The sequence below is a fragment of the Pseudomonas sp. FW305-20 genome, from assembly GCF_058788075.1.
On record NZ_JBYTAJ010000014.1, the window covers coordinates 15,950 to 41,179 of the forward strand.

20 protein-coding genes are annotated in these 25,230 nt (G+C 59.4%); 11 read left to right on the forward strand and 9 right to left on the reverse strand.

The annotated features are described in order from the left end of the window. Positions 1-24 precede the first annotated feature (24 nt). Positions 25-177, forward strand: coding sequence for a hypothetical protein (locus AC3WP4_RS14140; protein WP_158242619.1), 153 nt, complete (start codon positions 25-27; stop codon positions 175-177). Between the two features lie 100 nt (positions 178-277). After that, positions 278-2,170, forward strand: coding sequence for a methyl-accepting chemotaxis protein (locus AC3WP4_RS14145; RefSeq protein ID WP_158242618.1), 1,893 nt, complete (start codon positions 278-280; stop codon positions 2,168-2,170). 117 nt (positions 2,171-2,287) lie between these two features. On the opposite strand, the gene AC3WP4_RS14150 is transcribed toward AC3WP4_RS14145, so the two are convergent. From AC3WP4_RS14150 to AC3WP4_RS14170, 5 genes are all read right to left on the reverse strand, one after another. Further along, entirely contained in the window at positions 2,288-2,890 is a 603-nt protein-coding gene (locus AC3WP4_RS14150) for a DUF924 family protein (protein WP_074872773.1), read from the reverse strand. A gap of 2 nt (positions 2,891-2,892) precedes the next feature. Then, on the reverse strand, positions 2,893-3,903 hold the full coding sequence (locus AC3WP4_RS14155; RefSeq protein WP_074872770.1) for a class 1 fructose-bisphosphatase: 1,011 nt from the start codon (positions 3,901-3,903) through the stop codon (positions 2,893-2,895). Between the two features lie 237 nt (positions 3,904-4,140). Continuing rightward, positions 4,141-5,514, reverse strand: coding sequence for a DUF3999 domain-containing protein (locus tag AC3WP4_RS14160; protein WP_074872767.1), 1,374 nt, complete (start codon positions 5,512-5,514; stop codon positions 4,141-4,143). Then, entirely contained in the window at positions 5,511-9,083 is a 3,573-nt protein-coding gene (locus tag AC3WP4_RS14165; protein ID WP_102614928.1) for a DUF2339 domain-containing protein, read from the reverse strand. The genes AC3WP4_RS14160 and AC3WP4_RS14165 overlap by 4 nt, the downstream gene beginning before the upstream one ends. Before the next feature lie 270 nt (positions 9,084-9,353). Further along, the gene (locus AC3WP4_RS14170; protein WP_074872762.1) at positions 9,354-11,804 is read right to left on the reverse strand and encodes a glycogen/starch/alpha-glucan phosphorylase; all 2,451 of its coding nucleotides are present in this window, start codon (positions 11,802-11,804) and stop codon (positions 9,354-9,356) included. 254 nt (positions 11,805-12,058) lie between these two features. Here AC3WP4_RS14170 and AC3WP4_RS14175 point away from each other — a divergent pair, with 254 nt between their 5' ends. Further along, entirely contained in the window at positions 12,059-12,502 is a 444-nt protein-coding gene (locus AC3WP4_RS14175) for a YkgJ family cysteine cluster protein (RefSeq protein WP_008149447.1), read from the forward strand. A 193-nt stretch (positions 12,503-12,695) separates the two neighbouring features. On the opposite strand, the gene typA is transcribed toward AC3WP4_RS14175, so the two are convergent. Both typA and thiI read right to left on the reverse strand, forming a co-directional pair. After that, complete coding sequence (gene typA, locus AC3WP4_RS14180; RefSeq protein WP_008149445.1) at positions 12,696-14,516, reverse strand: translational GTPase TypA; 1,821 nt, start codon at positions 14,514-14,516, stop codon at positions 12,696-12,698. Positions 14,517-14,655: 139 nt separating this feature from the next. Beyond that, positions 14,656-16,110 carry a tRNA uracil 4-sulfurtransferase ThiI gene (gene thiI, locus AC3WP4_RS14185; protein ID WP_076028975.1) on the reverse strand — a complete coding sequence of 485 codons (1,455 nt, stop codon included), beginning with the start codon at positions 16,108-16,110 and terminating at the stop codon, positions 14,656-14,658. Between the two features lie 330 nt (positions 16,111-16,440). Between thiI and glnA the strand changes: the two genes are divergently transcribed. The 7 genes from glnA (at position 16,441) to ntrC (ending at position 23,053) form a co-directional block, all read left to right on the forward strand. Next, positions 16,441-17,847: a glutamate--ammonia ligase gene (gene glnA / locus AC3WP4_RS14190; protein ID WP_046045568.1), complete on the forward strand. Its 1,407-nt coding sequence runs from the start codon at positions 16,441-16,443 to the stop codon at positions 17,845-17,847. A 161-nt stretch (positions 17,848-18,008) separates the two neighbouring features. Continuing rightward, the gene (locus AC3WP4_RS14195) at positions 18,009-18,608 is read left to right on the forward strand and encodes a hypothetical protein (protein ID WP_102614929.1); all 600 of its coding nucleotides are present in this window, start codon (positions 18,009-18,011) and stop codon (positions 18,606-18,608) included. Between the two features lie 125 nt (positions 18,609-18,733). Continuing rightward, complete coding sequence (locus AC3WP4_RS14200) at positions 18,734-19,156, forward strand: cupin domain-containing protein (protein WP_083383345.1); 423 nt, start codon at positions 18,734-18,736, stop codon at positions 19,154-19,156. Between the two features lie 24 nt (positions 19,157-19,180). Then, the gene (locus tag AC3WP4_RS14205) at positions 19,181-19,690 is read left to right on the forward strand and encodes a DUF4124 domain-containing protein (RefSeq protein WP_074872753.1); all 510 of its coding nucleotides are present in this window, start codon (positions 19,181-19,183) and stop codon (positions 19,688-19,690) included. After that, positions 19,687-20,304 (forward strand): DUF4124 domain-containing protein, encoded by a 618-nt coding sequence (locus AC3WP4_RS14210; protein WP_074872750.1) that lies wholly within the window; start codon positions 19,687-19,689, stop codon positions 20,302-20,304. The genes AC3WP4_RS14205 and AC3WP4_RS14210 overlap by 4 nt, the downstream gene beginning before the upstream one ends. 230 nt (positions 20,305-20,534) lie before the next feature. After that, complete coding sequence (gene glnL / locus AC3WP4_RS14215; RefSeq protein ID WP_074872746.1) at positions 20,535-21,620, forward strand: nitrogen regulation protein NR(II); 1,086 nt, start codon at positions 20,535-20,537, stop codon at positions 21,618-21,620. Further along, the gene (gene ntrC, locus AC3WP4_RS14220) at positions 21,617-23,053 is read left to right on the forward strand and encodes a nitrogen regulation protein NR(I) (protein ID WP_074872742.1); all 1,437 of its coding nucleotides are present in this window, start codon (positions 21,617-21,619) and stop codon (positions 23,051-23,053) included. Before glnL ends, ntrC begins: the two co-directional genes overlap by 4 nt. Positions 23,054-23,606: 553 nt before the next feature. On the opposite strand, the gene AC3WP4_RS14225 is transcribed toward ntrC, so the two are convergent. Beyond that, entirely contained in the window at positions 23,607-24,047 is a 441-nt protein-coding gene (locus AC3WP4_RS14225; RefSeq protein WP_074872739.1) for a hypothetical protein, read from the reverse strand. Between AC3WP4_RS14225 and AC3WP4_RS14230 the strand changes: the two genes are divergently transcribed. Then, positions 24,046-24,501: a tRNA (cytidine(34)-2'-O)-methyltransferase gene (locus AC3WP4_RS14230; RefSeq protein ID WP_008068783.1), complete on the forward strand. Its 456-nt coding sequence runs from the start codon at positions 24,046-24,048 to the stop codon at positions 24,499-24,501. The genes AC3WP4_RS14225 and AC3WP4_RS14230 overlap by 2 nt on opposite strands. 236 nt (positions 24,502-24,737) lie before the next feature. Here the strand turns inward: AC3WP4_RS14230 and secB are convergent, their stop codons facing one another. Continuing rightward, positions 24,738-25,223 (reverse strand): protein-export chaperone SecB, encoded by a 486-nt coding sequence (secB, locus tag AC3WP4_RS14235; RefSeq protein WP_007897410.1) that lies wholly within the window; start codon positions 25,221-25,223, stop codon positions 24,738-24,740. Positions 25,224-25,230 lie beyond the last annotated feature (7 nt).

The following is a 25,230-nucleotide window of genomic DNA, read 5'->3' on the forward strand; positions in this document are numbered from 1 at the left end:
AGCTCCTGGGGCAAAGGGGATGGCATGGCTGCCAAGCTGAAGCTTAGAAGAGAAAACCCCAATCTGGTTCCCTGGTCTCCCGCCTATTTATTTGGCCGTTCGTCTGCCTTATTTGGAAAATCTGCAACTTTACTTTCGCTATCGGGTATTTCGTCGGTTTTCGCAAAAACCGCCTAATCTTTGGCGCCGGCCAGTCGACATAAAAGCAGCGCAACGCCCACGACTGTGGCAAATTGACGCCCCTTTGTTGACCAGCCCCTCCGCGGTAGTTCATTTAATGACCAGAAACATGAAGTTCAGCCACAAGATCTTGTTGGCTGCCGCCCTCGTGGTGGCCGTTGCATTCGCTTGTTTCATCCTTTTCAACGACTACCGCCAGCGGCAAACCCTGCGCAGCAGTACCGAATCCTCGATGCAGGAACTCGGCAGCCTGACCACCAGCAACATCCAGACCTGGCTGGAAAGCCGCATTCAATTGCTGCAATCACTGTCCCAGCAGGTCGCCGTGGACGGTAGCGCTGCGGCCAGCCTCAAGCGCGCCATCGACTTGCCGGCCTACACCACTAACTTTCAACTGAGCTATTTCGGTGGCACTGACGGTGTGATGTTCTCGGTCCCGGCCGGCAATCGTGCCGCGGATTACGATCCCCGTGCCCGTGGCTGGTACAAGGCGGCGAACACTGCGCAACAGACCATCGTCACCGAACCTTATATCGCTGCTTCGTCGGGCAAACTGGTGATCACCGTCGCCACACCGGTGAAACATCAGAATCAAATGATCGGCGTCGCCGGCGCAGACATCGACCTGTCCAGCGTCAGCGCGATCATCAACTCGCTGAACTTCGGCGGCCACGGCCATGCGTTCATCGTCAGCGCCGACGGCAAGATCCTGATTCATCCAGACAGCAAACTGGTGCTCAAGAGCCTGGCCGACGCCTACCCGAACGGTGCGCCGAAAGTCAGCCCGGGCATGAAAGAAGTCGAGATCGACGGCAAGACCCAATTCATCTCCTTTACCCACGTCAACGGTGTGCCCTCGGCAGACTGGTACGTGGCGCTGGTGCTGGATCAGGACACCGCGTTCTCGATGCTCAGCGAGTTCCGCACCTCGGCGATCATCGCCATGGTCATTGCCGTGGTGATCATCATCGCGTTGCTGGGCATGCTGATCAGCTTCCTGATGCAGCCACTGCTGACCATGGGCCGCGCCATGCATGACATCGCCGAAGGCGAAGGTGACCTGACCAAACGCCTGACGATTCACGGCCAGGACGAGTTCGGTGCGCTGGGTACCTCGTTCAACCGTTTTGTGGAGCGTATTCATACGTCGATTCGCGAAGTGTCCTCGGCCACCGGCCAGGTCAACGAAGTCGCCTTGCGTGTGGTTGCCGCGTCGAATTCGTCGATGTTCAACTCCGACCAGCAAGCCTCGCGCACCAGCAGCGTGGCCGCCGCCATCAACGAACTTGGCGCTGCCGCCCAGGAAATCGCCCAGAACGCCGCCCTCGCCTCTCAGCATTCGAGCGATGCTCGCGCATTGGCCGAGGACGGTCAGCAAGTCGTGGATAAAACCATCGCGGCGATGCAGCAGCTCTCGGCGAAGATCAGCGATTCGTGCGGCAACATCGAAACGCTCAACAGCAATACCGTGAACATCGGGCAGATTCTGGAAGTGATCACCAGCATCTCCCAGCAAACCAACCTGCTGGCACTCAACGCCGCCATCGAAGCGGCCCGTGCTGGTGAAGCCGGTCGCGGTTTTGCCGTGGTCGCGGACGAGGTGCGCAACCTCGCGCACCGAACCCAGGATTCGGCGCAGCAAGTGCAGAAGATGATCGAGGAACTGCAAGTCGGCGCCCGGGAAGCCGTGATCACCATGACCGACAGCCAGCGCCAGAGCGAAAGCAGCGTCGGCATCGCCAACCAGGCGGGCGAACGTCTGGGCAGCGTGACTCAGCGTATCGGTGAGATCGACGGGATGAACCAGTCGGTGGCCACTGCGACGGAAGAGCAGACGGCGGTGGTGGAGTCGATCAACGTCGACATTACCGAGATCAACACGCTGAACCAGGAAGGCGTGGAGAACTTGCAATCGACGTTGCGTGCGTGTTCAGACCTTGAACAGCAGGCGGCGCGGTTGAAGCAGTTGGTCGGTAGTTTCCGAATATAAGCTGCTTTCACTGGCCCCATCGCCAGCAGGCTGGCTCCCACAGGGGATTTGTGAACGACACAAACCAAATGTGGGAGCCAGCCTGCTGGCGATAGCGGCATCAGCTACAGCAGAAAACTAAAAGCGAGAACCAGGCCCCGAAAGAAACGCCAACTCCTCAGCCGTAGATTCCCGGCCCAACACCGCATTGCGATGCGGAAACCGTCCAAACCGCGCAATGATCTTCTGATGCCGCTCGGCATAATCCAGGTTGTCCGCAAACACCGCCCGATCCGCCTCGGGTTGCTGTTCAACCAGATCGATAAACCGCGAAACCGCCTCGTTCTGCACCGCCAGATTCTCGCAATGCTCAAACACCAGGTAGATGAACACTCGCTGGATCGGCCGCAACTGCCGATCGAAATCCGCAGCAATGCCTTGCGCCACCAGTGCCTGGGCCCTGAGATCGCCTGAAAAGGATTTGGGAGTGTCGCGATAGATCATGCGCGGCAGTTGATCGAGCAACAGCACCAGGGCCAGCCAACCTTCAGGGCATTGCGCCCATTCGGTCAATCCGCCGGCCAGTGCCTGCTCGACCTGGTCCCCGAAACGCGTGCGCGCTTCGAGGTCCTGGCTGTCACGCTTGCCAAACCATAACTTGCCCTTCTCAGCCGCTATTTCGTTGGGTGATTCGAAAGATCCAAACCACCATTCGAGCAACGGCTGCCAGGGCGCGGTCATGTTTATTCCTTGTGGTAAGCCGTGACGCGCTCGACTTCTTCTTTCGAGCCGAGGAACACGGCGACACGCTGGTGCAAGCCGTCAGGCTTGATGTCGAGGATGCGCTGATGGCCATCGGTGGAAGCGCCGCCAGCCTGTTCAACCAGGAACGACATCGGGTTGGCTTCGTACATCAGACGCAGTTTGCCCGGCTTGGATGGCTCGCGGCTGTCGCGTGGGTACATGAACAAGCCACCACGGGTCAGGATGCGGTGCACGTCCGCGACCATCGCGGCGACCCAACGCATGTTGTAGTTCTTTTTCAACGGGCCTTCTTCGCCCGCCAGCAATTCGCTGACGTAGCGTTGTACCGGCGCTTCCCAGTGACGCTGGTTGGAGGCGTTGATCGCGAATTCCTGAGTGGACTCCGGGATCTTGATGTCTTCATGGGTCAACACGAAGCTGCCCATTTCGCGGTCCAGGGTGAAGCCTTTTACGCCGTCGCCCAAGGTCAGGATCAACATGGTCTGTGGACCGTAGATCGCGTAACCGGCAGCCACTTGCTCAGTGCCTGGCTGCAGGAAAGCCTTTTCATTCAAGGGCTCGTTTTGGCTCAGGTATTCGTTCGGGCAACGCAGCACCGAGAAGATCGTACCGACCGGTGCGTTGATATCGATGTTCGACGAGCCGTCCAGTGGGTCGAAAACCAGCAAGTACGCGCCTTTCGGGTATTTGCCCGGAATCTGGTAGGCGTTGTCCATTTCTTCGGACGCCATGCCGGCCAGGTGACCGCCCCATTCGTTGGCTTCGAGCAGGATCTCGTTGGAGATCACGTCGAGTTTCTTCTGCACTTCACCTTGGACGTTTTCAGTGCCCATGCTGCCCAGAACACCGCCGAGGGCGCCTTTGGACACGGCGTGGTTGATCTCTTTGCAAGCACGCGCCACCACTTCGATCAGGAAACGCAGATCGGCAGGGGTGTTGTTGCTACGGGTCTGCTCAATCAAATAGCGACTCAGGGTAACGCGGGACATGGAAGGCTCCGGTGGAATGGGGGGCTAAAAACCCGCGCAGTTTAACGCGAGTCAGGGCGCATTTCCTCCTATCAGACGTGTTACACCCAATAGAGTTCATGCGCCCGGTTTAGCGTAGTTGGAATCCAGGTTCTTTTCCGACCGATAAACCGTCTTCGCGAGCAGGCTCGCTACCACAGGGTCCGCATTCCACTGTGGGAGCGAGCCTGCTCGCGATTGGGTGCGCAGCACCCGCCTTCAAGGCTTGACCGGCGGCTTGCGCAACAGACTGAACGCCATCGCGCCCAGAAACAAAACACTGAGCAACAACACCGCCCACAGCCCGAACTTCTTCCAGTTGGTGTCCGTCGTCGCCGTCGTTGTCACGGTCGATGCCGGCGTGGCCACCAGCCCGCCGTCCACCGTAGCCTTGCCCAACGTCGCCAACTTTGCAGCGCTGTAATCCGGAATCAACGTCGACAGCGGCAGGCTCGCCGCCTTCACCGTGGCACTTCCCAGCGCGAGCGTATAAGGCCCCGCTCCCCGCGCCAGGAACACCAGATGAATGGAGCGCACGGCGAATCGCACCGTTGGGGCCTCGGCACCCAGGCCGCCGCCGCGCTCGTCCACCGTCAGCTTCAACTGCTGTACGGTTTGCCCCGGCAGCTGCAATTCGTTCTGCACCACATCCTGGCCATTCTGGGTCAGGCGGTACAGCAAACCGCTGCTCAACGGCTGCCACGGCAGGCTGCTTTCCCGACGACCGGACAAGGTCACGGGCGCCAAACTGTTGGGCTGACTCAATTCGACCTGCAAGCGCTCGACATTCAGTCCCATCGGTAATTGCCAGGTGTATTCACCCGCCTTGACGCTGCTGCCGGCCAGCGGCTGCGACCAGACAAGCGGTAGCGGCAGGCTGCGGGTCTTGGCGCTTTGCAGTTGCGCCGAGGTCAATGTCGGGGCCGATTGCGGCGTGTTCCACAGCAAGCGCAGATAACGGGCCGATTGACCCGGCAGCGCGACTTCATGCTGCTCGACCTGTTCGTCGGCAAACGTCAGGCGCGCCACCTGACCTTCACCCCACGATTGCCAGTGCTGCAGGTCGTCGCTCGCTTCGATGGTGAAACGCTGGAAGCCATCGCGTTCGCTGGTCCAGTCGAGGATCAACTGTTGCAACGGTGCTTTGATGCTGCTGGCGTCGAGCAACCAGCCGCGCAGCACTTCTTCGCCCGCCTCCAGTTGACTGGATGGCTGCACTTCGACCAGCGTGCCGTTGGCGCTCGATTGCACCCGCACGCTCGGTGCACGCTCAGTGGAGTCCGCCGAGTTGTATAGCGGGAACCATTTCACATCCGTCAGGGTACGGTTGTCGCTGGTCTGCGCCGGCGCACGCGCCAAGGAATACGCCTGGGCCTCACCGGCGGCATTGAACACGCGCACATCGCTGAGATCGGTTTGCCGCGCATTCAATTGCACGCTCAACGGCAATTCGAGGCGATACCACGGACCTTCACCGCTGACCGACAACGGCACCTGCGTGGCGAAGTCCGCCAGTTTTTCCTGGGCACTGGCCGACAACGCCACACCCAGGGCAACAGCGCCCAACCAGACCCGGTTCAGCTTCTGACTCAAGACGACACTCCTTCGGTTTGCGGGGCCGGTTTTTCAGCCTCCGGCTCAGCATCAAAGCGCTTGGGCGGCAACGGGGCGAAATAGCCCACCACCAACAGCAATACGCCAACGCCGATAAACGAGACGATCCGGGCGAGTCCGCCGCGGTTACTCAATTCGACAAAGAACAGTTTGGCCACCACCACACCGATCAGCGCCGCACCAATCAGCCAGACTTCGCGGCGATGACGCAAATGACCGCCGATCATCAGACTCAGGGCCATCAAGGTCCAGACGATGGACAGGCCGGCCTGCACCAGCATGGATTCGAGCAATAGATCCAACTCGAACGGCACGCCGCCCCAATGGTGAGCCGTGCGCATTACCAGCGCCGTGAAGAACACAAACAGCGAGGCGCCAGCGATCAGTTGCGTGGCGTGTTCGGCATAGTCCTTGCGGATCGCCAGTTGTGTCACGGCGCTGCGGGACCATACGTAGACGCCGAACAGCGCAAACAGCAGACCCAACTCCAGCGGGTTGATCAGCGGCACGTAAGGCAACGGCTCGGCGGTGCCATCGCTAACGATGTTCGCCAGCCAGAACCAGCCGAGCATCAGCAACGCCAACGGTGCTGCCGCGTACACGCGGTATTCGCGCGAATAAGCCGACACCGGCCATGGCCAGGCACGGGGTGCGGCCATCAGTACCAGATACAGGCTCGGCAGGATCGCCCAACCCAACCAGCGCCAGGCGTTGTACTGCTCGGACAACAGCAACAGGCCGTAACGCAGCTCCAGGGCCAACACACCGATCAACAGCCAGCAGCCGAGTACGTGCGCGGTACTGAGCGCGCGCGCCGGCAACATCGGCGCCAGACGCCGCAGGGAGATGAAGTGCACGACGAACACGGCCGCCCATACCAGCCAACCAACATTGGCCGCTGGGTGATAACGCGAGTGCCACGCAGCCAGCAACACCAAACCGGACGCAAGCATCAGCAAGGTGCAGAGCAAGCCCAGCGACGACCATTTCAAACGCAACGCCAAGACTGTCCACAGAGCCACACTCGCTGCCGCAACCACCAGCAACAACGTCGCTTGCAGGTTCAAAGGTGCGAAGCGCAGCACCTCACTGACCCACGCCACCGCCCACCAAGCCGCGCCCCACACCAGCAGCACTTCGGACAAACGCTGCAAGCTCAACACATCGAAGGCCGAAGCATGGTTGCCGAGCTGCAAGCGCCAGGCGCCCACCATCGCAGCCAAACCCAACACCAGCGGCGTCCAGAAACCGCTATGAGCCAGAGGTTTCAACCCTTCGCTCGCCAGCGGGCCGAGTAAATCCGGCCCGGCCAGCAGGAACGCCGCGCCACCGATCACCTGCAACAGCAAACCGAAGACAAAACTCACGCGCTGTTTGAGGTACAGGCTGAGCCAGATGATGAACAAACCGCTGGCCGCCCATACCGCACTCGCTGTTTGCCAAGGCAGGACGAACAGCACCGCCAGATTGATCAACACCAGACCGGCCAGCAGCACCACCGACAAGCCGCGCAGCAAGCGCACGTCGCTTCGGACCATCTCATCGCGCGCCGCCAACAACATGCCAGCGATCAGCGCCAGGCCGATCAACGACGCACTCAACAAACCGCTCCAACCCGCGTTGAATACAGCGCCGGACTCACCGCTCGAACCTTGCAGCCGCAGCAGGAACAACGCACCGCCGAGCAACTGCACGGCGAATGCGGTGAACAGGAAGGTGCGCGATTGCAGACGCAAGCCAACGAACAACGTCGCCAACCCCGCCAGTGCCCAACTGATCGCCGTGCCATGAGTGAAGAAAAACAACGGCGCCAGCAGATAAAGAAAGGTCAAACCGAGGCAGGCCAATACCGGCAGCCCTTTACGCTCCCAGTCCGACGCCTGCTCGGGCAAGGCTTTGCGCAACTGGTAGAAGCTGAACAACAACGCTACGCCGAGCATCAATGCACCGAGCGGCGCACCGTCGAGCAGACTACTTTCGCCGATTCGCAATTCACTGAGGAAGGCCAGGGCCGAGCCCAGTTGCAGCAGCAAGGCAAAGGCTCGGGCCAGCGGTCGTTGCTGACGCAGGCCCAGCCAGAAGATGCCGGCGCCTTCGACGGCCCAGGCAGCAGCGGTCCAGCGCGCATCGAGCCCCAAGGGAATCGCCAGGCTGGCGAAGATCACCCCCAGCGCCAGGCAGGTTTCCGCCAGCAGCAACGCGCGTCCGCCCATCAGCAGCCGCGCCAGGCCCATGTAAATCATGCCCAACGCCAACGCGCTGAAGGCTGCGGCGAACTCCAGGTGCTGGACCAACGCGAACTGCAAGCCGAAGCCCACCAACGGAGGACCGAACAGCATCGTGCCGTCGACGTAATCGCCCTTGCGCGCCGACCAGTGCAGCAGCGCTTCACGGCTGTCGTCCTCTGGCGCATCACTCATTTCCAGCAACTTGCGCCGGGCGAACAGCAGACCGATGGCCAGGTACATCAGGAAGAACACAATCAGGAACGGCTCAGTGCTCCACAACAATTCCGGCGTGTAGGAACGCAGGCCCCAGGCGAAACCGATGCCGAAGGTGCCGACGAAGCCGATCAGGTTGAGCAGCCGCCAGGCCTTGAACCAGGCGATGGCGAGGATGCCGGCGTTGAGCAAGGCGAAGTAGCTGAACAGCGCGACATGATTGCCGGCACCGGTGGAGGTCAGGATCGGCGCCGCAAAACCCCCGAGTGCCGCAGCGGCAGCCAGGCCCAAGGCATCCTGGGTGATGGCGAGAATCGCCGAGAACACCGTCACCGCGACCAGCAGACCCAACGCCGCCGTAGGATCGAGCAGTGGATGCAGGCGCATCGCGGCAAACACGGTCAGGTACAACACCGCGATCCCGGTGCCTTGCAGCATCAACGCGTAATGGCTGTTGCGTGTTCTAAGCCACCAGCCCAGCCCCAGAAGCCCCAATGCCGCCGCCGCAACACCGGCATAACGCAACTCGATCGGCACCACCATGCCTTCGGTGGCGTAACGCAACAGGAAGGCCAGGCCGAGAAACAACAGCACCACACCGACCCGCAGCACCGTGTTGCCGCCGAACAGCCAGTTGCGGGCGCCACTGATGGCGCGATCGATGAAGTTCGGGCCACGCGGGATGGCGGGTTGTTGCGGCTCGCGGGCGACCGGCTGGGGTTTCCAGGCATCGACGGGCACTGGGCGGCTCGCTTCAGCGGCGACCACGGTGATCGGTTCGAGTTCGGGGGGGAGCTCCCAGATCAGCTCCGGGGCTTCGACAGGGATTTCGTCGAGCGTAAATTCAGGAGCCGGCTCGGGCTCGTGGGTTTCCGGCGTCTTGACGCCTGACACTTCCAGCAGTGACAACCGTTGCTGCACTGCATTCAGCGCAATCTGAGCCTGATCGAGTAGCTTGCGTTGCTCGGCAGCCTGAGAACTCAGGCGGCCAATGCGAATGGCCTGGCCAATACCCAGCCCGAGCAGCGCGCCCAGCAGCGCATCGCTGAACGACTCGTCGAGTACCCAGCCCAGCACCAGCCCAATCAGCATGAACATCCATTGCATGGTCGATATCCCTAAGCGGCCCCGCTGCGGGGCGAATCCGGGTAAAGCGGCATCTGGCTGAGTTTAGTGTGAAACCACACAAACCTGTGGGAGCGAGCCTGCTCGCGATGAGGCCTTAACATTCAGCATTGATGTTGAATGTCAGTCCGCTTTCGCGAGCAGGCTCGCTCCCACAATGGATCGCGATGCATACCGCCCGGTGTAACCGGCGCTTAGTATATCGATCAGGCCCAACAACCGTCGGGCCTTGCTCGCAATTATTGCTAAAAGTTACTCCAAAGCTTTCCAGATATCCGTGGCGTACTCGCGAATGGTCCGGTCGGACGAGAACCAGCCCATCCTGGAGGTGTTCAACACCGCCGAACGCCACCATTCTTTCGAATCGTGCCAATGGGCTTCTACCCGCATCTGCGCTTCCCAGTAAGAGTCGAAATCGGCGCAGACCAGGAAGCGATCGTAGTCGATCAGCGAATCGATCAATCCTGTGTAACGGGAAGGATCATCCGGCGAGAACACCCCGCCGCGTATCGCTTGCAGCACGTCATTGAGCCGGTGGGAGGCCGCAATATCCGGCGTCGCGTTGAACTCATGGTTCTGCTTGCGCGCTTCAACCTGCTGGGCGCTGAGGCCGAAGATGAACATGTGTTCCACGCCGATGCGTTCGCACATTTCCACGTTCGCCCCGTCCAGGGTACCGATGGTCAGCGCGCCGTTGAGGCCGAACTTCATGTTGCTGGTGCCCGATGCCTCGAAGCCTGCGGTGGAAATCTGCTCCGACAAATCCGCGGCCGGAATGATGCTTTCCGCCAGACTGACGTTGTAGTTGGGCAAGAACACCACTTTGAGCAAACCGCGCACGGTCGGGTCGTTGTTCACCACCCGGGCGATGTCGTTGGTCAATTTGATGATCAGCTTGGCCTGGTGATAACTGGCCGCCGCCTTGCCGGCGAAGATCTTCACCCGGGGCACCCAATCGACTTCCGGTTCGGCGCGAATCGCCTGATACAGCGCGACGGTGTGCAAAAGGTTCAGCAACTGACGTTTGTATTCGTGGATCCGCTTGACCTGCACGTCGAACATCGCGGCCGGGTTGACCGCAACGCCAAGTCGCTCATGAATGATGTACGCCAGGGCTTTCTTGCTGTGCAGGCGCTGCTCGGCGAAGGCCTTGCGGAACGCGGCTTTCTCGGCGAAGGGTTCCAGGCCGAGCAGACGCTCTTCGGCGTTGTCCAGCAGATCCGGGCCGAGGGCGTCGACCATCATCGAGGTCAGCTCAGGGTTGGCCTGGTAAAGCCAGCGGCGGAAGGTGATGCCGTTGGTCTTGTTGTTGATCCGGTCCGGGTAGAGCTTGTGCAGTTCGGAAAATACCGTTTTGCGCATCAGCTGCGTGTGCAGCCCGGACACGCCGTTGACGCTGTGGGAACCAAGGAACGCCAGGTTGCCCATGCGCACACGGCGGCCGTTGTCTTCTTCGATCAGCGACACCGCGCGCAAGACCTCGAAGTCATGGATACCCTTGGCCCGCAGCGAATCGATGTGTTGGGCGTTGATCAAATAAATGATCTGCATGTGCCGTGGCAGCATCCGCTCCATCAAACCGACCGGCCAGGTTTCCAGCGCTTCCGGCAGCAGCGTGTGGTTGGTGTAGGACAGCGTGTCGACGGTGACCTGCCATGCCGCATCCCACGCGACGTCATAGACATCGACCAGTTGCCGCATCAGTTCGGCCACGGCAATCGAGGGGTGCGTGTCGTTGAGCTGGATCGCGGCATGATCGCCCAGGGTCAGGACCGAGGTGTGCATGTTGCGATGGCGGCGCAGCAAGTCCTGCAAGGACGCGGCGACGAAGAAATACTCCTGACGCAGGCGCAGTTCCTGGCCGGCTTCGGTGCTGTCCGCCGGGTAGAGCACCCGGGAAATACTTTCGGCCCGGGCGACTTCTGCCACGGCGCCCAAGTGGTCGCCGGCGTTGAAGCGTTCCAGGTGCAAATCTTCCATGGCCCGGGCGCGCCACAGGCGCAACGTGTTGACGCTCGCTCCGCGCCAGCCGACGACCGGCGTGTCATACGCAATCGCGCGAACGGTTTCCGCTGGCGTCCAGACTTGCTTGGACTTGCCGGCTTCGTCGGTGACGGTTTCGACACTGCCGCCGAAACCGATCGGGTAAACGACCTCTGGCCGTTCGAACTCCCAAGGGTTACCGAAATCCAGCCAGTGTTCGGTCTGTTCCTGTTGCCAGCCGTCGACGATGGCCTGGCGGAACAAACCGTGTTCGTAACGAATACCGTAACCGTGGCCGGCAATGCCGAGGGTCGACATGCTTTCCATGAAGCACGCGGCCAGACGACCGAGGCCGCCGTTGCCCAACGCTGCGTCGGGCTCCAGCAGGCGGATGCGCTCAAGGTCGACGCCGAGTTCAGTCATGGCCTCGCGGGCGACGTCCAGCAGACCAAGGTTGCTCAGGCTGTCGTAGAGCAGACGGCCGATCAGGAATTCGAGGGAAAGGTAATAAACCCGCTTTTGACCTTTGCGGTAAATCTGCCGGGTGTGATCCATCCAGTGCTCGACCATGTGATCGCGCGCCGCCAGGGCAATGGCTTCGAACCAGTCGTGGTCGAAGGCGTGATCCGGGTCTTTGCCCACCGCGTAGGTGAGTTTGGTCAAGACGGCGTCGCGAAATGCGGCCACCTCTGCTTCGCGAACAAGTGGTTCTTGAGTCATTGAAAGGACCTCGAGCGAGCGTGGAGTTGTTGAGCCTAGACGGTCTGACAGGCCGTTGGAACTCTGGTTCGGCAGTTTTTCCCGTTAGTGTGAGATAGATCGACATTACCTTGCCGCGCACCGGAAAGAATGCAGGGGCCGTGCCGGGTTACAGGTGTTATCGGGCGAAATACGAAAAAATCTGGCGAAAGGTTGTTCAAAAATCCACCAGTCCCGGTATGATCGCGCGCCCTGATGCACGCTGGTAACAACCGATGATGAAGTCCAACCTGATCGCCGCCGCGGAGATCGATCGCCTCGATACCTGGGCCAAGTACTCCGCCCCGATGTGTGGTTCGTGTGTTTCCAGCTGCTGCACCCTGCCGGTCGAGGTCAAGATCAAGGATCTGATCCGTATCGGCATCGTCGATGAATTCGAGCGAGGCGAGCCGCCGAAGAACATCGCCAAGCGTCTGCAGAAGGAAGGGATCGTCGAGCGTTACAACCAGAAGTCCGAGATCTTCACCCTTCAGCGCATGAGCAATAACGATTGCCTGTACCTGGATCGTAAGAGCCGTCTGTGCACTATTTATGAAAAGCGCCCGGATACTTGCCGCAACCACCCGAAAATCGGGCCGCGGCCGGGGTATTGCGCGTATAAGCCCAAAGAAGTGGCGCGCGAGACCAGCGAGAGCCGTCGTACCCTCGAAAAGTTTTAACCCAACCCTGATCGTTCCCACGCTCCGCGTGGGAATGCCTCAACGGACGCTCCGCGTCCGCTTTAGGGACGCGGAGCGTCCCGGGCTGCATTCCCACGCAGAGCGTGGGAACGATCTTCAAACCCCAGACAAACAAAAACGCCCCCGACCTTGCGGTCGGGGGCGTTTTTTTAGCAGCTAACTAAGTCGAAACTCAGTTACCGGCTTTCTTGGCAGCGCGGGTACGCTCGCTTTCGCCCAGGATCTTCTTACGAAGACGGATGGACTTAGGAGTGACTTCGCACAGTTCGTCTTCTTGCACGAACTCAAGAGCTTGTTCCAGGGTGAAACGGATAGGCGGAACCAGAGCGATGGTTTCGTCTTTACCCGAGGCACGCATGTTGTCGAGCTTCTTGCCTTTGGTTGGGTTAACGCCCAGGTCGTTGTCGCGGCTGTTGATGCCGACGATTTGACCTTCGTACACGTCTTCACCGTGACCCAGGAACAGTTTGCCGCGAGCTTGCAGGGTTTCCAGCGAGTAAGTCAGAGCCTTACCGGTAGCAACCGAAACCAGCACGCCGTTCTGACGGCCGGACATGTCGCCGGACTTCATCACGTCGTAACGGTCGAAGATCGAGGTCAGGATGCCTGCACCGGAGGTCAGGGTCAGGAACTCGTTACGGAAACCGATCAAGCCACGAGCCGGGATGTTGTACTCAAGGCGCACACGGCCCTTGCCATCCGGAACCATGTTGGTCAGGTCGCCCTTACGGATACCGATCTGTTCCATGATCGAACCTTGCGATTCTTCCGGCAGGTCGATGGTCACGTTTTCGTACGGTTCGTGCTTGACGCCGTCAACCATGCGGATGATCACTTCCGGACGACCAACACCCATTTCGAAGCCTTCGCGACGCATGGTTTCGATCAGTACCGAGAGGTGCAGCTCACCACGGCCGGAGACTTTGAACTTGTCGGCGGTGTCGCCTTCTTCAACGCGCAGGGCAACGTTGTAGAGCAGTTCTTTGTCCAGACGTTCCTTGATGTTACGGCTGGTGACGAACTTGCCTTCTTTACCGCAGAAAGGCGAGTCGTTTACCTGGAAGGTCATGGAAACGGTTGGTTCGTCAACGGTCAGCGGCTTCATCGCTTCGACGTTCAGTGGGTCGCACAGAGTGTCGGAGATGAACAGCTGGTCGAAGCCGCTGATGCAGACGATGTCGCCGGCAGCTGCTTCTTCAACGTCGATACGGTGCAGACCGTGGTGACCCATCAGCTTCAGGATACGACCGGTACGCTTCTTGCCGTCGGCGTCGATAGCGACAACCGGAGTGTTCGGCTTGATGCGACCACGAGCGATACGGCCAACGCCGATAACACCCAGGAAGCTGTTGTAGTCCAGAGCGGAGATTTGCATCTGGAACGGACCTTCACGGTCGACTTTCGGCGCAGGTACGTTGTCGACGATCGACTGGTACAGCGGGGTCATGTCTTCAGCCATGTCGGTGTGTTCCAGACCGGCAATGCCGTTCAGGGCCGAGGCGTAGACGACTTTGAAGTCCAGCTGTTCTTCGGTAGCACCGAGGTTGTCGAACAGGTCGAAGATCTGGTCCAGAACCCAGTCCGGACGCGCGCCTGGACGGTCAACCTTGTTGATCACCACGATTGGACGCAGGCCGGCTTCGAAAGCCTTCTTGGTCACGAAACGGGTTTGCGGCATAGGGCCGTCTTGAGCGTCAACCAGCAGCAGAACGGAGTCGACCATCGACATTACGCGTTCAACTTCGCCGCCGAAGTCGGCGTGGCCCGGGGTGTCCACGATGTTGATGTGGTAGCCGTTCCAGTTGATGGCGGTGTTTTTCGCCAGAATGGTAATACCGCGCTCTTTCTCCTGGTCGTTGGAGTCCATCACGCGCTCGTCGTTGAGCTCGTTGCGCTCCAGGGTGCCGGATTGACGCAAGAGTTTGTCTACCAGGGTGGTCTTACCATGGTCAACGTGAGCAATGATGGCGATGTTGCGTAGATTTTCGATCACTTGTGTATCTCGATCAGAGGATTCGGTGTGCTGACAAGTCTTGGCAGCGATTTACAGTAGAGTCAGGCCTTGCCGTTACAGCTTGACGGCAGGGTCGGGGGGCCGGTGACGCAGGCCACAGGCATACAGCCCCGGGCTCTTAGCTCGGTCGATAAACGCGCACATTGGCATGCCCCTCACTGAGCAAATGGTGGGCATGCAGGCGACTCATCACGCCTTTGTCGCAATACAGCAGGTACTGGCGAGTAGGGTCCAGTTCCTTGAAACGAGCGTTCAATGCATAAAACGGCATCGTCTGCACCTCAATGCCAGCGAGTTCAAGCGGCTCGTCTTCAGCGGCATCCGGATGACGGATGTCGATGATGATCTGGCCCGCCAGAGCTTCGCTGACTTCTTCGATCTGCAAATCCTGGCCCAATTCGTCGATTACGCGATCGATCGGCACCAGTTTGGCGTTTTCGAGCGCACGCTCGAGCACTGCCATGTCGAACTGTTGTTCTTCGTACTCCACGCGTGGACGCTTGGCGTGGGTCTTGGGGTTCACCGAGATGACCCCGCAGTATTCCGGCATGTGCTTGGCGAAATCGGCAGTCCCGATTTCGTTGGCCAGGTCGATGATGTCCTGCTTGTGACTGGCGATCAGCGGTCGCAAGACCAGCTTGTCGGTCACGCAGTCGATCACGGACAGGTTCGGCAGCGTCTGGCTCGACACCTGGGAAATCGCTTCGCCGGTGACCAGCGCTTCGATCTCCAGCCGATCGGCAATACGGGAAGCAGCGCGCAACATCATACGCTTCAAAACTACGCCCATATGACTGTTATCGACTTTCCCGAGAATTTCTCCCAGTACTTCCTCGAAAGGCACACTGACAAATAACACGCGTTGGGAGCTGCCGTACTTCTTCCAGATGAAGTGCGCGACTTCCATAACGCCCAGTTCATGGGCTCGTCCGCCCAGATTGAAGAAGCAGAAATGGCTCATCAGCCCGCGGCGCATGATCTGGTAGGCAGCTACAGTGGAATCGAAGCCGCCGGACATCAGCACAAGCGTCTGTTCCAGGGCCCCCAGCGGATAACCGCCGATGCTGTTGTGCTGGTTGTGGATCACGAACAACCGTTTGTCGCGAATTTCGAGACGAACTTCAATTTCCGGCTCTTTCAGCGAGATTCCGGCGGCGCCGCACTGACGACGCAGTTGGCTGCCGACGTATTTCTCGACATCCATCGAGCTGAATTCATGCTTGCCGGCACGCTTGCAGCGCACCGAAAAAATCTTCCCGGCCAACGCATCACCGAAGTGTTGCTTGCACTTGGCGACGATGTCGTCGAAGTCGCCCAGCGGGTATTCGTCGACTTGCAGGAAATGCGCGATGCCCGGCATGCAGCTCAGGCGCTCGGTCATCTCCTTCAGGGCTTTCGGCTCGCTGACGCGGGTTTCCAACTCGAGGTTGTCCCACACACCGTTCACCACCACAGCCGGGTCCAGGTCGCGGAGCACGGTACGGATGTTTTTGGCCAACTGGCGGATGAAACGCATCCGTACCGGGCGGCTCTTGATGGTGATTTCGGGGAAGACTTTTACGATTAGTTTCATGAAAACAGCGCGCGCTGGGCCAGCCGAAAAAGGGGGGCGCGGATTATAGCGGAAATTGCTCAAGGTTTAACCAGTTAATGTGCAGAAGGTTTTGCGCGCACCAAAACAGGTCATTCGTGGAATATGGCGCTACATTACAGGGCGCTATTTCCAGCTTTGCTGCGCTTTACCTCTATATAAGCGTGAAAATGGGGCAAAAAACCCATGGTGGGGCACTGGCATGCAATTTGCTCCCTTGTGAGGCAGGTTGCCTTGGCAGAGTATTCGCGCCGGCATCACCCACATTCTAAGGGCATCCACTACTAAGCCCGAAGCCACCCGGAGGACACTATGTCGAAGTCGGTTCAACTCATCAAAGATCATGACGTCAAGTGGATTGATCTGCGCTTCACGGATACCAAAGGCACTCAGCATCACGTGACCATGCCGGCTCGCGACGCGCTGGATGAAGCTTTCTTCGAAGAAGGCAAAATGTTCGACGGTTCCTCCATCGCTGGCTGGAAAGGCATCGAAGCCTCCGACATGATCCTGATGCCGGACGACAGCACTGCCGTTCTCGACCCGTTCACCGAAGAGCCAACCCTGATCCTGGTTTGCGACGTGATCGAGCCTTCGACCATGCAAGGCTACGACCGTGACCCACGTGCGATCGCCAAGCGTGCCGAGGAATACCTGAAGTCGACCGGTATCGGCGACACCGTATTCGTTGGTCCAGAGCCTGAGTTCTTCATCTTCGACGAAGTGAAGTTCAAGTCCGACATCTCCGGCTCGATGTTCAAGATCTACTCCGAACAAGGTTCGTGGATGTCCGACCAGGACGTGGAAGGCGGCAACAAAGGCCACCGTCCAGGCGTCAAAGGCGGCTACTTCCCTGTTCCGCCGTTCGACCACGACCACGAAATCCGTACCTCCATGTGCAACGCCATGGAAGAAATGGGCCTGGTCATCGAAGTTCACCACCACGAAGTGGCGACTGCCGGCCAGAACGAAATCGGTGTGAAGTTCAACACCCTGGTCGCCAAGGCTGACGAAGTTCAGACCCTGAAGTACTGCGTACACAACGTTGCTGATGCATACGGCCGCACCGCGACCTTCATGCCTAAGCCGCTGTACGGCGACAACGGTTCGGGTATGCACGTTCACCTGTCCATCGCCAAAGATGGCAAGAACACCTTCGCTGGCGAAGGCTATGCCGGCCTGTCCGACACTGCCCTGTACTTCATCGGCGGCATCATCAAGCACGGTAAGGCGCTGAACGGCTTCACCAACCCGTCGACCAACTCCTACAAGCGTCTGGTCCCAGGTTTCGAAGCGCCAGTAATGCTGGCCTACTCGGCTCGCAACCGTTCCGCTTCGATCCGTATTCCTTACGTATCCAGCCCTCGCGCCCGCCGTATCGAAGCTCGCTTCCCGGATCCGGCAGCCAACCCGTACCTGGCCTTCGCTGCCCTGGTAATGGCCGGCCTGGACGGTATCCAGAACAAGATCCACCCTGGCGACGCAGCTGACAAAAACCTGTACGACCTGCCGCCTGAAGAGGCGAAAGAGATCCCACAAGTTTGCGGCAGCCTGAAAGAAGCCCTGGAAGAGCTGGACAAAGGTCGTGCGTTCCTGACCAAAGGCGGCGTTTTCAGCGACGACTTCATCGACGCTTACATCGCCCTGAAAAGCGAAGAAGAAATCAAGGTTCGTACCTTCGTACACCCACTGGAATACGAGCTGTACTACAGCTGCTGATCCGGTAGCGCCAGCACACGCGGCGTAACAAATGAGGCCTCCTTCGGGAGGCCTTTTTTGTGGGCGTAAGTTTTCAGGCAAAACATTTTTTGAAAATAGTTCTGTGAAACTTCCAGGCAATTTTCATTTACTGTCCCGGGACTTTTCGGAAGGACCATCAGATGAAATCAGCATCGGCCTCTCTTTATTCGCTAGCGTTGTTTCTTGCTGCGCTGACACCTGCCTGGGCCGTAGCGGATAGTTCCCATACCACTGATCAGGGCAAACACTGGCTGGTGGAAAAATCTTCCGATGACAGCCGGTTTCAAATTGCCCTTCTCAGCGGAAATACGCGCTATGACGGCAAAACCGGCGAGGCCCTATTGGCGATAAGTTGTCATCCTGATAACCCGATGAGAATGTCCCTGACTATCCCGACCCAGCGACTTGACTTCAATGCCGATGATTATGAAGGCCCGGGCGCGCCGGCAAACGGACCATTGCGCCTGACAACCGGCACACGCGCGCCCATCAGCTCTCTGGTCAGCGGTTCGGGCTCGGTAAGGAGCCTGCAAGAAGACGGTTGGGTATTCGAGTTTGGTACGAGCATCGACAAGCGCGAGTTGCATTACTGGCTCACTGACACAGCCCGTGGTCAACCTGTAACGTTGACACTGCCTTCGCTCAAGGGTGATACCCCACTGATTGCAGAGTTTGTATTGCCAGAAGACGACAGCGGGTTGCGCAAGGTTATCGGGCCTTGCATGGAAGCATCCGGATGAGCCGCTCTGCAATTTCTGACAAGCAATCGATCCATCTCCCATGACATTCACAGTTTCGTCTGGCATCAATCCATTTGAGTTGCTCGTAGCCTGTACCGACTTGCCTGCACTCAACGGATGGAACGATGAAGATCTACATGCTTACAACCCTGCTTGGCACCTTGACCGCAGGTGCCCTGTCGGGCTGCAACCCAGCAGCATCGACGGCGGCAATCGAACGTAAAGTTCTACTTCAAAGCAGTGCATCCTGGGACGACACGCCTTACATCGCCTACCCGAAGGCAGCACCTGAGCTGTCGCTCCTGAAACTCAAGATACCTGCGAACACTGCACTCGACTGGCACACCCATCCAATCCCCAATGCCGCGTACATTCTTGCCGGCGAGCTGACAGTCGAGAGCAAGGACAGCGGCCAGATCCGACGCTTCAAGCAGGGCGATGCGGTGGCTGAAATGGTTAACATCACCCATCGCGGCAAAACCGGTGACAAGCCGGTAGAACTCATTGTGTTCTATGCTGGCAGCCAAGGTATTCCACTGTCGGAGTAACCTTGATACCCACAGGGAGTCTGGATGCGGTCACTTTTGATATTTCTGCTGCTGTCTTTCGCTTGCCCTGTGATGGCGCAGATCTACAAGTACACCGACGCCGACGGCAACACCGCCTACAGCAATCAACCGCCCGATGGCGTGAAGGCTCAACCGGTCGAGTTGCCACCGCTGAACAGGGTTGAGCCCCAGGCGCCTCCTGCGCCACCGGCTGAAGCCAGCAGTCGCGAACAGCCGCGCAGCGCTTACGAGGTGCTGGAACTGACCAACTTGCCCACCACCGAAGCGCTGCGTGCCAACAACGGCACCTTCACTGTTAACGTGCTGATCAAACCCCGCCTGCAAGGCCCACATTTGTTCAGGCTGTTGCTGGACGATCAGCCTTACGGCCAGCCGAGCAACGTGCCAATCCTGCAACTGGTCAATATTGATCGCGGCACGCACAGCCTCGCGGTGCAGGTGATCGACGGGGAAACCATCGTTCAACAAAGTCCCACCGTGACGTTCACCGTACAACGGGTGCATAAGCCGTGAGGCTGTGGCTGCTGATCATCTGCTTGATCGCCCTGCCGGTGACGGCCGAGGTATTCACCTACATCGACGCCCAGGGCAATCGGGTTTACACCGACCAGCCAGGCTCCGGCAATGCCAAGCGTGTCCCGATGGCGCCGAGTAACCGCATGTCCGCCAACCCTGGCGGCGCAGCACCGGTAGCTGGAAAGAAGGCCGCAACAAAACCACTGTTTCACTACGACATGCTGAGAGTACTGGTGCCGGAGCCAGACGCCACGGTACGCAGCAGCGCTGGAGAGATTATTGTCAGCGTCACCAGCGAACCCGGTCTGCAACGTGGCCATCGCTACCGATTGCTCCTCGATGGCCAACCCACCGCAGATCCCGGCTTGAGCCCGGTGTTCGCCCTGAGCAACATCGATCGCGGCAGCCACAACCTCTCGGTGGAAATCCTCGACGAGCAGGGCCGCACGGTCGAGCGCACCGCCAACCAGCCGTTCCACATGCTGCGCATCTCTCTGGCGCAGAAGCGCCAGGTCAGACCCTGCACCCTCCCCGATTACGGCCAACGGCCGGAATGTCCGCTTAAAGACAAGCCCGCAGAGGAAAAAAATCCCTTCCTGCGCTTCTTCTAACGCCATTCAGGTTTGCGCACTATATTGGTGCAATTGGTTGCACCATACCCATATACCAACCCATTTTGGTTCGAAAGTACCCGTCAAAGCTGGCAGAACGCCACGCAAACGAGCGTCAAACGCCCGTTTCAGGCCTTAAACGCTTCTTTTCGGAGCCTTGGTTTGGTTTTTGCATTTTCCTCGCATCAGCGCTTTATTCATGCGCGCGCCCTGCTCCAAAAGAGGTCCTGATGACCATTAGCGACGCACTGCATCGATTGCTACTCGACAACCTGACCACCGCCACCATTCTGCTCGACGCCGAACTGCGCCTCGAGTACATGAACCCGGCGGCGGAAATGCTCCTGGCCATCAGCGGTCAGCGTAGCCATGGGCAGTTCATCAGCGAGTTGTTCACCGAATCCACCGAGGCGCTGAACTCCTTGCGCCAGGCGGTCCAGCAAGCCCATCCGTTCACCAAGCGCGAAGCGATGCTCACCGCCCTCACCGGCCAGACGCTGACCGTCGACTACGCGGTGACGCCCATCCTGGCCAACGGCGCCACCATGCTGCTGCTGGAAGTCCACCCCCGCGACCGCTTGCTGCGAATCACCAAGGAAGAGGCGCAGCTGTCGAAGCAGGAAACCAGCAAGATGCTGGTGCGCGGCCTCGCTCACGAGATCAAGAATCCCCTCGGCGGGATTCGCGGCGCGGCGCAATTGCTCGCTCGCGAACTGCCGGAAGAAAGCCTGCGCGACTACACCAACGTGATCATTGAAGAGGCCGACCGCCTGCGCAATCTGGTCGATCGCATGCTCGGCTCCAACAAGCTGCCGTCACTGGCGATGTGCAACATCCATGAAGTGCTGGAACGGGTTTGTCATCTGGTGGAAGCCGAAAGCCAGGGTTGCATCACTTTGGTGCGCGACTACGACCCTAGCATTCCCGACGTGTTGATCGACCGCGAACAGATGATTCAGGCCGTGCTGAACATCGTGCGCAATGCGATGCAGGCCATCAGCAGCCAGAACGAGCTGCGCCTTGGCCGCATCAGCCTGCGCACCCGCGCCATGCGCCAGTTCACCATCGGCCACGTGCGCCATCGCCTGGTGACCAAGATCGAAATCATCGACAACGGCCCGGGCATTCCCGCGGACTTGCAGGAAACCATCTTCTTTCCCATGGTCAGCGGCCGCCCGGACGGTACCGGGCTGGGCCTGGCCATTACCCAGAACATCATCAGCCAGCACCAGGGCCTGATCGAATGTGACAGCCATCCAGGCCACACCACCTTCTCGATCTTTCTGCCACTGGAACAAGGAGCCACATCGACATGAGCCGTAGTGAAACCGTGTGGATCGTCGATGACGACCGTTCTATCCGTTGGGTCCTGGAAAAAGCCTTGCAGCAGGAAGGCATGACCACGCAAAGCTTCGACAGCGCCGATGGCGTGATGAGCCGCCTGGCGCGCCAGCAGCCGGACGTGATCATCTCCGACATTCGCATGCCGGGCGCCAGTGGTCTGGACCTTCTGGCGCGGATTCGCGAACAGCACCCACGGCTGCCGGTGATCATCATGACTGCGCACTCCGATCTGGACAGCGCTGTCGCGTCCTATCAGGGCGGCGCGTTCGAATACCTGCCGAAACCGTTCGACGTCGACGAAGCGGTGTCGCTGGTCAAACGCGCGAACCAGCACGCCCAGGAACAGCAAGGCCTGGAAGTCCCGGTCGCCTTGACACGTACCCCGGAAATCATTGGCGAAGCGCCGGCGATGCAGGAAGTGTTTCGCGCCATCGGCCGCTTGAGCCATTCCAACATCACTGTGCTGATCAACGGCGAATCCGGTACCGGTAAAGAGCTGGTGGCACATGCACTGCACCGTCACAGCCCGCGTGCGGCTTCGCCGTTCATTGCGCTGAACATGGCGGCGATCCCGAAAGACCTGATGGAATCCGAGCTGTTCGGCCATGAGAAAGGCGCGTTCACCGGCGCGGCCAACCTGCGTCGCGGGCGTTTTGAACAGGCTGACGGCGGCACGCTGTTCCTCGATGAAATCGGCGACATGCCGGCAGACACCCAGACTCGTTTGCTGCGAGTGCTGGCGGACGGCGAGTTCTACCGCGTCGGCGGCCATGTGCCGGTGAAGGTCGATGTGCGAATCATCGCCGCGACGCACCAGAATCTGGAGACCCTGGTGCATGCCGGGAAATTCCGTGAGGACTTGTTCCACCGCCTCAACGTGATTCGTATCCACATTCCACGGCTGTCGGACCGTCGCGAAGACATCCCGACCCTGGCCAAGCACTTCCTCAGCCGCGCCGCGCAAGAACTGGCGGTAGAGCCGAAGCTGTTGAAAAGCGAAACCGAGGAATACCTGAAAAACCTGCCGTGGGGCGGCAACGTGCGCCAGCTGGAGAACACCTGCCGCTGGATCACGGTGATGGCTTCGGGTCGTGAAGTGCACATCAGCGACCTGCCGCCGGAGCTGCTGAACCTGCCGCAGGATTCGGCGCCGGTGACCAACTGGGAGCAAGCGCTGCGCCAGTGGGCCGATCAGGCGTTGGCTCGTGGCCAGTCGAGCCTGCTCGACAGCGCTGTACCGGCATTCGAGCGGATCATGATCGAAACCGCCCTCAAACACACCGCCGGCCGCCGCCGCGATGCCGCCGTTTTGCTGGGCTGGGGGCGTAATACCCTGACGCGCAAGATCAAGGAATTGGGGATGAAGGTTGATGGTGGGGATGACGATGAGGCGGATGAAGGCTAAGCAGCCTTTAGTTTTTTGCTGACTGTCAGATCCAATCGCGAGCAGGCTCGCTCCCACAGTGGGTTTTCAGTTGTTCACTATTCTGTGAACACCATTGAACCCTGTGGGAGCGAGCCTGCTCGCGATGCTTTTAGGGCCATCGTGCACCGCAGCAATGCACCGTGAACCGCAATCGCGCATGGCAACCGATCCAAAACCCCGCCTTCATCTGCAAGAAAATCCCTATCACAGAAACACGAAAGCCCCGGAATACGGGGCTTTCGACGTTTCAGCGCGACATTCTGTTTCAACTTGTTAAAACCTGGCACGCCCCCTGCAATAGTCCATTCAGTGATTCGATTCACTACCCGGTTTCGGGGACCTTGGTACAGGCAGGCCGGGGATTCCCCTCTTTTACATCGGGCTCACACCGCACAAGCGACGAGCCCAAGCAGTTTTGGGGCCCTTGATACAGGCAGGTCAGGGGTTCCTTCTTTACACCGGGCTCACGTCGCAATGCGCGAGCCCTGCCGTTTTGGGAACCTTGGTACAGGCAGGCCGGGGATTCCCTCTTTTATTGCTCCCGGAGATGGATCTCCAGCCGCCAGCGGTCATCGACCTCGCTACCGGCCCACTCGCCCTGCAGTGGCCGGGCCGCCACCACCGTCAGCAACAACCCCCCATCGCTCAAACGCACGCGCCAGTTCGCGTTCTTGTCGTTGATTTTGAGCTGACCTTTCTGTGACTTTCCTTCAGCCTCGAACAGCAACGCGAGGCTACCGTCGACGAACTCGCCGTGAGCCTTGGGTTCGTTGTTGAACCACACCACCAGCCCATCGTTCGTCACCTCGACCTGCTGCAGTTCGCTGGGGTCGGGAGTGGTCAGGCGACCGATCATCAGCCCCACCATCACCCCGACAATCGCCAGCGAAGCCATCACCCGCGGGAATAGTTTCGAACGGTTGTCCACAGGCGGCGTAGAATGCCGCTCATCTTTACCTTCGGAGCCGTGCATGTTTCACGTCATCCTTTTCCAACCAGAAATTCCGCCGAATACCGGCAACGTTATCAGGCTGTGCGCCAACAGTGGCTGCCACCTGCATTTGATCGAACCGCTGGGCTTCGAGATGGACGACAAGCGTCTGCGCCGGGCCGGCCTCGATTACCACGAGTATGCCACCCTGCAACGCCACGCAGACCTCGCCAGCTGTCTGGAAAGCCTCGGGCATCCTCGGTTGTTCGCCTTCACCACCAAGGGCTCGCGGCCGTTCCACGATGCCAGCTTCGCCGAGGGCGATGCGTTCCTGTTCGGCCCGGAAAGCCGTGGCTTGCCGGCAGAAGTACTCGATGCCCTGCCCAGTGAACAGCGCCTGCGCCTGCCGATGCGTGAAGGCTGCCGCAGCCTGAACCTGTCCAACACCGTGGCGGTCGCCGTGTACGAAGGCTGGCGCCAGCTCGGTTTTAAATAACACCGCATAACAAATGTGACTGATCGTTCCCACGCTCCGCGTGGGAATGCCTCTAGGGACGCTCCGCGTTCCAGCAGCACCACTGGCGTCGAGCCTGGCACCGGTTGACGCGGAGCGTCACGGGCTGCATTCCCACGCAGAGCGTGGGAACGATCATCGCAACGCACCCAGCAGCATCATTCCGCCCATGAAAAAAGCGCCTGTTATGGCGCTTTTTTCGTTACTGCATCGAACGCTTACTGAACGGTTGGAGTCTCGCCAGCCGCCTGCATGCGTTGCAGCTCTTGTGCGTACAGCGCGTCGAAGTTCACCGGGGCCAGCATCAGGGCCGGGAACGAACCGCGGGTCACCAGGCTGTCCAGGGTTTCGCGAGCGTAGGGGAACAGGATGTTCGGGCAGAACGCGCCGAGGGTGTGGCTCATCGAAGCGTCGTCGAGGTTCTTGATCAGGAAGATCCCGGCCTGTTGCACTTCAGCAATGAACGCCACTTCTTCACCGTTTTTCACGGTAACGGACAACGTCAGTACGACTTCATGGAAGTCGCCTTCCAGAGCCTTTTGACGGGTGTTCAGATCCAGACCGACGCTCGGTTCCCACTGCTGGCGGAAGATTGCCGGGCTTTTCGGTGCTTCGAAGGACAAGTCACGTACGTAGATGCGCTGCAAGGAGAATTGCGGTGCGGTTTCTTCTTCGCTAGCTGCAGTGTTCTGTTGGTCAGTCATCTCAGAT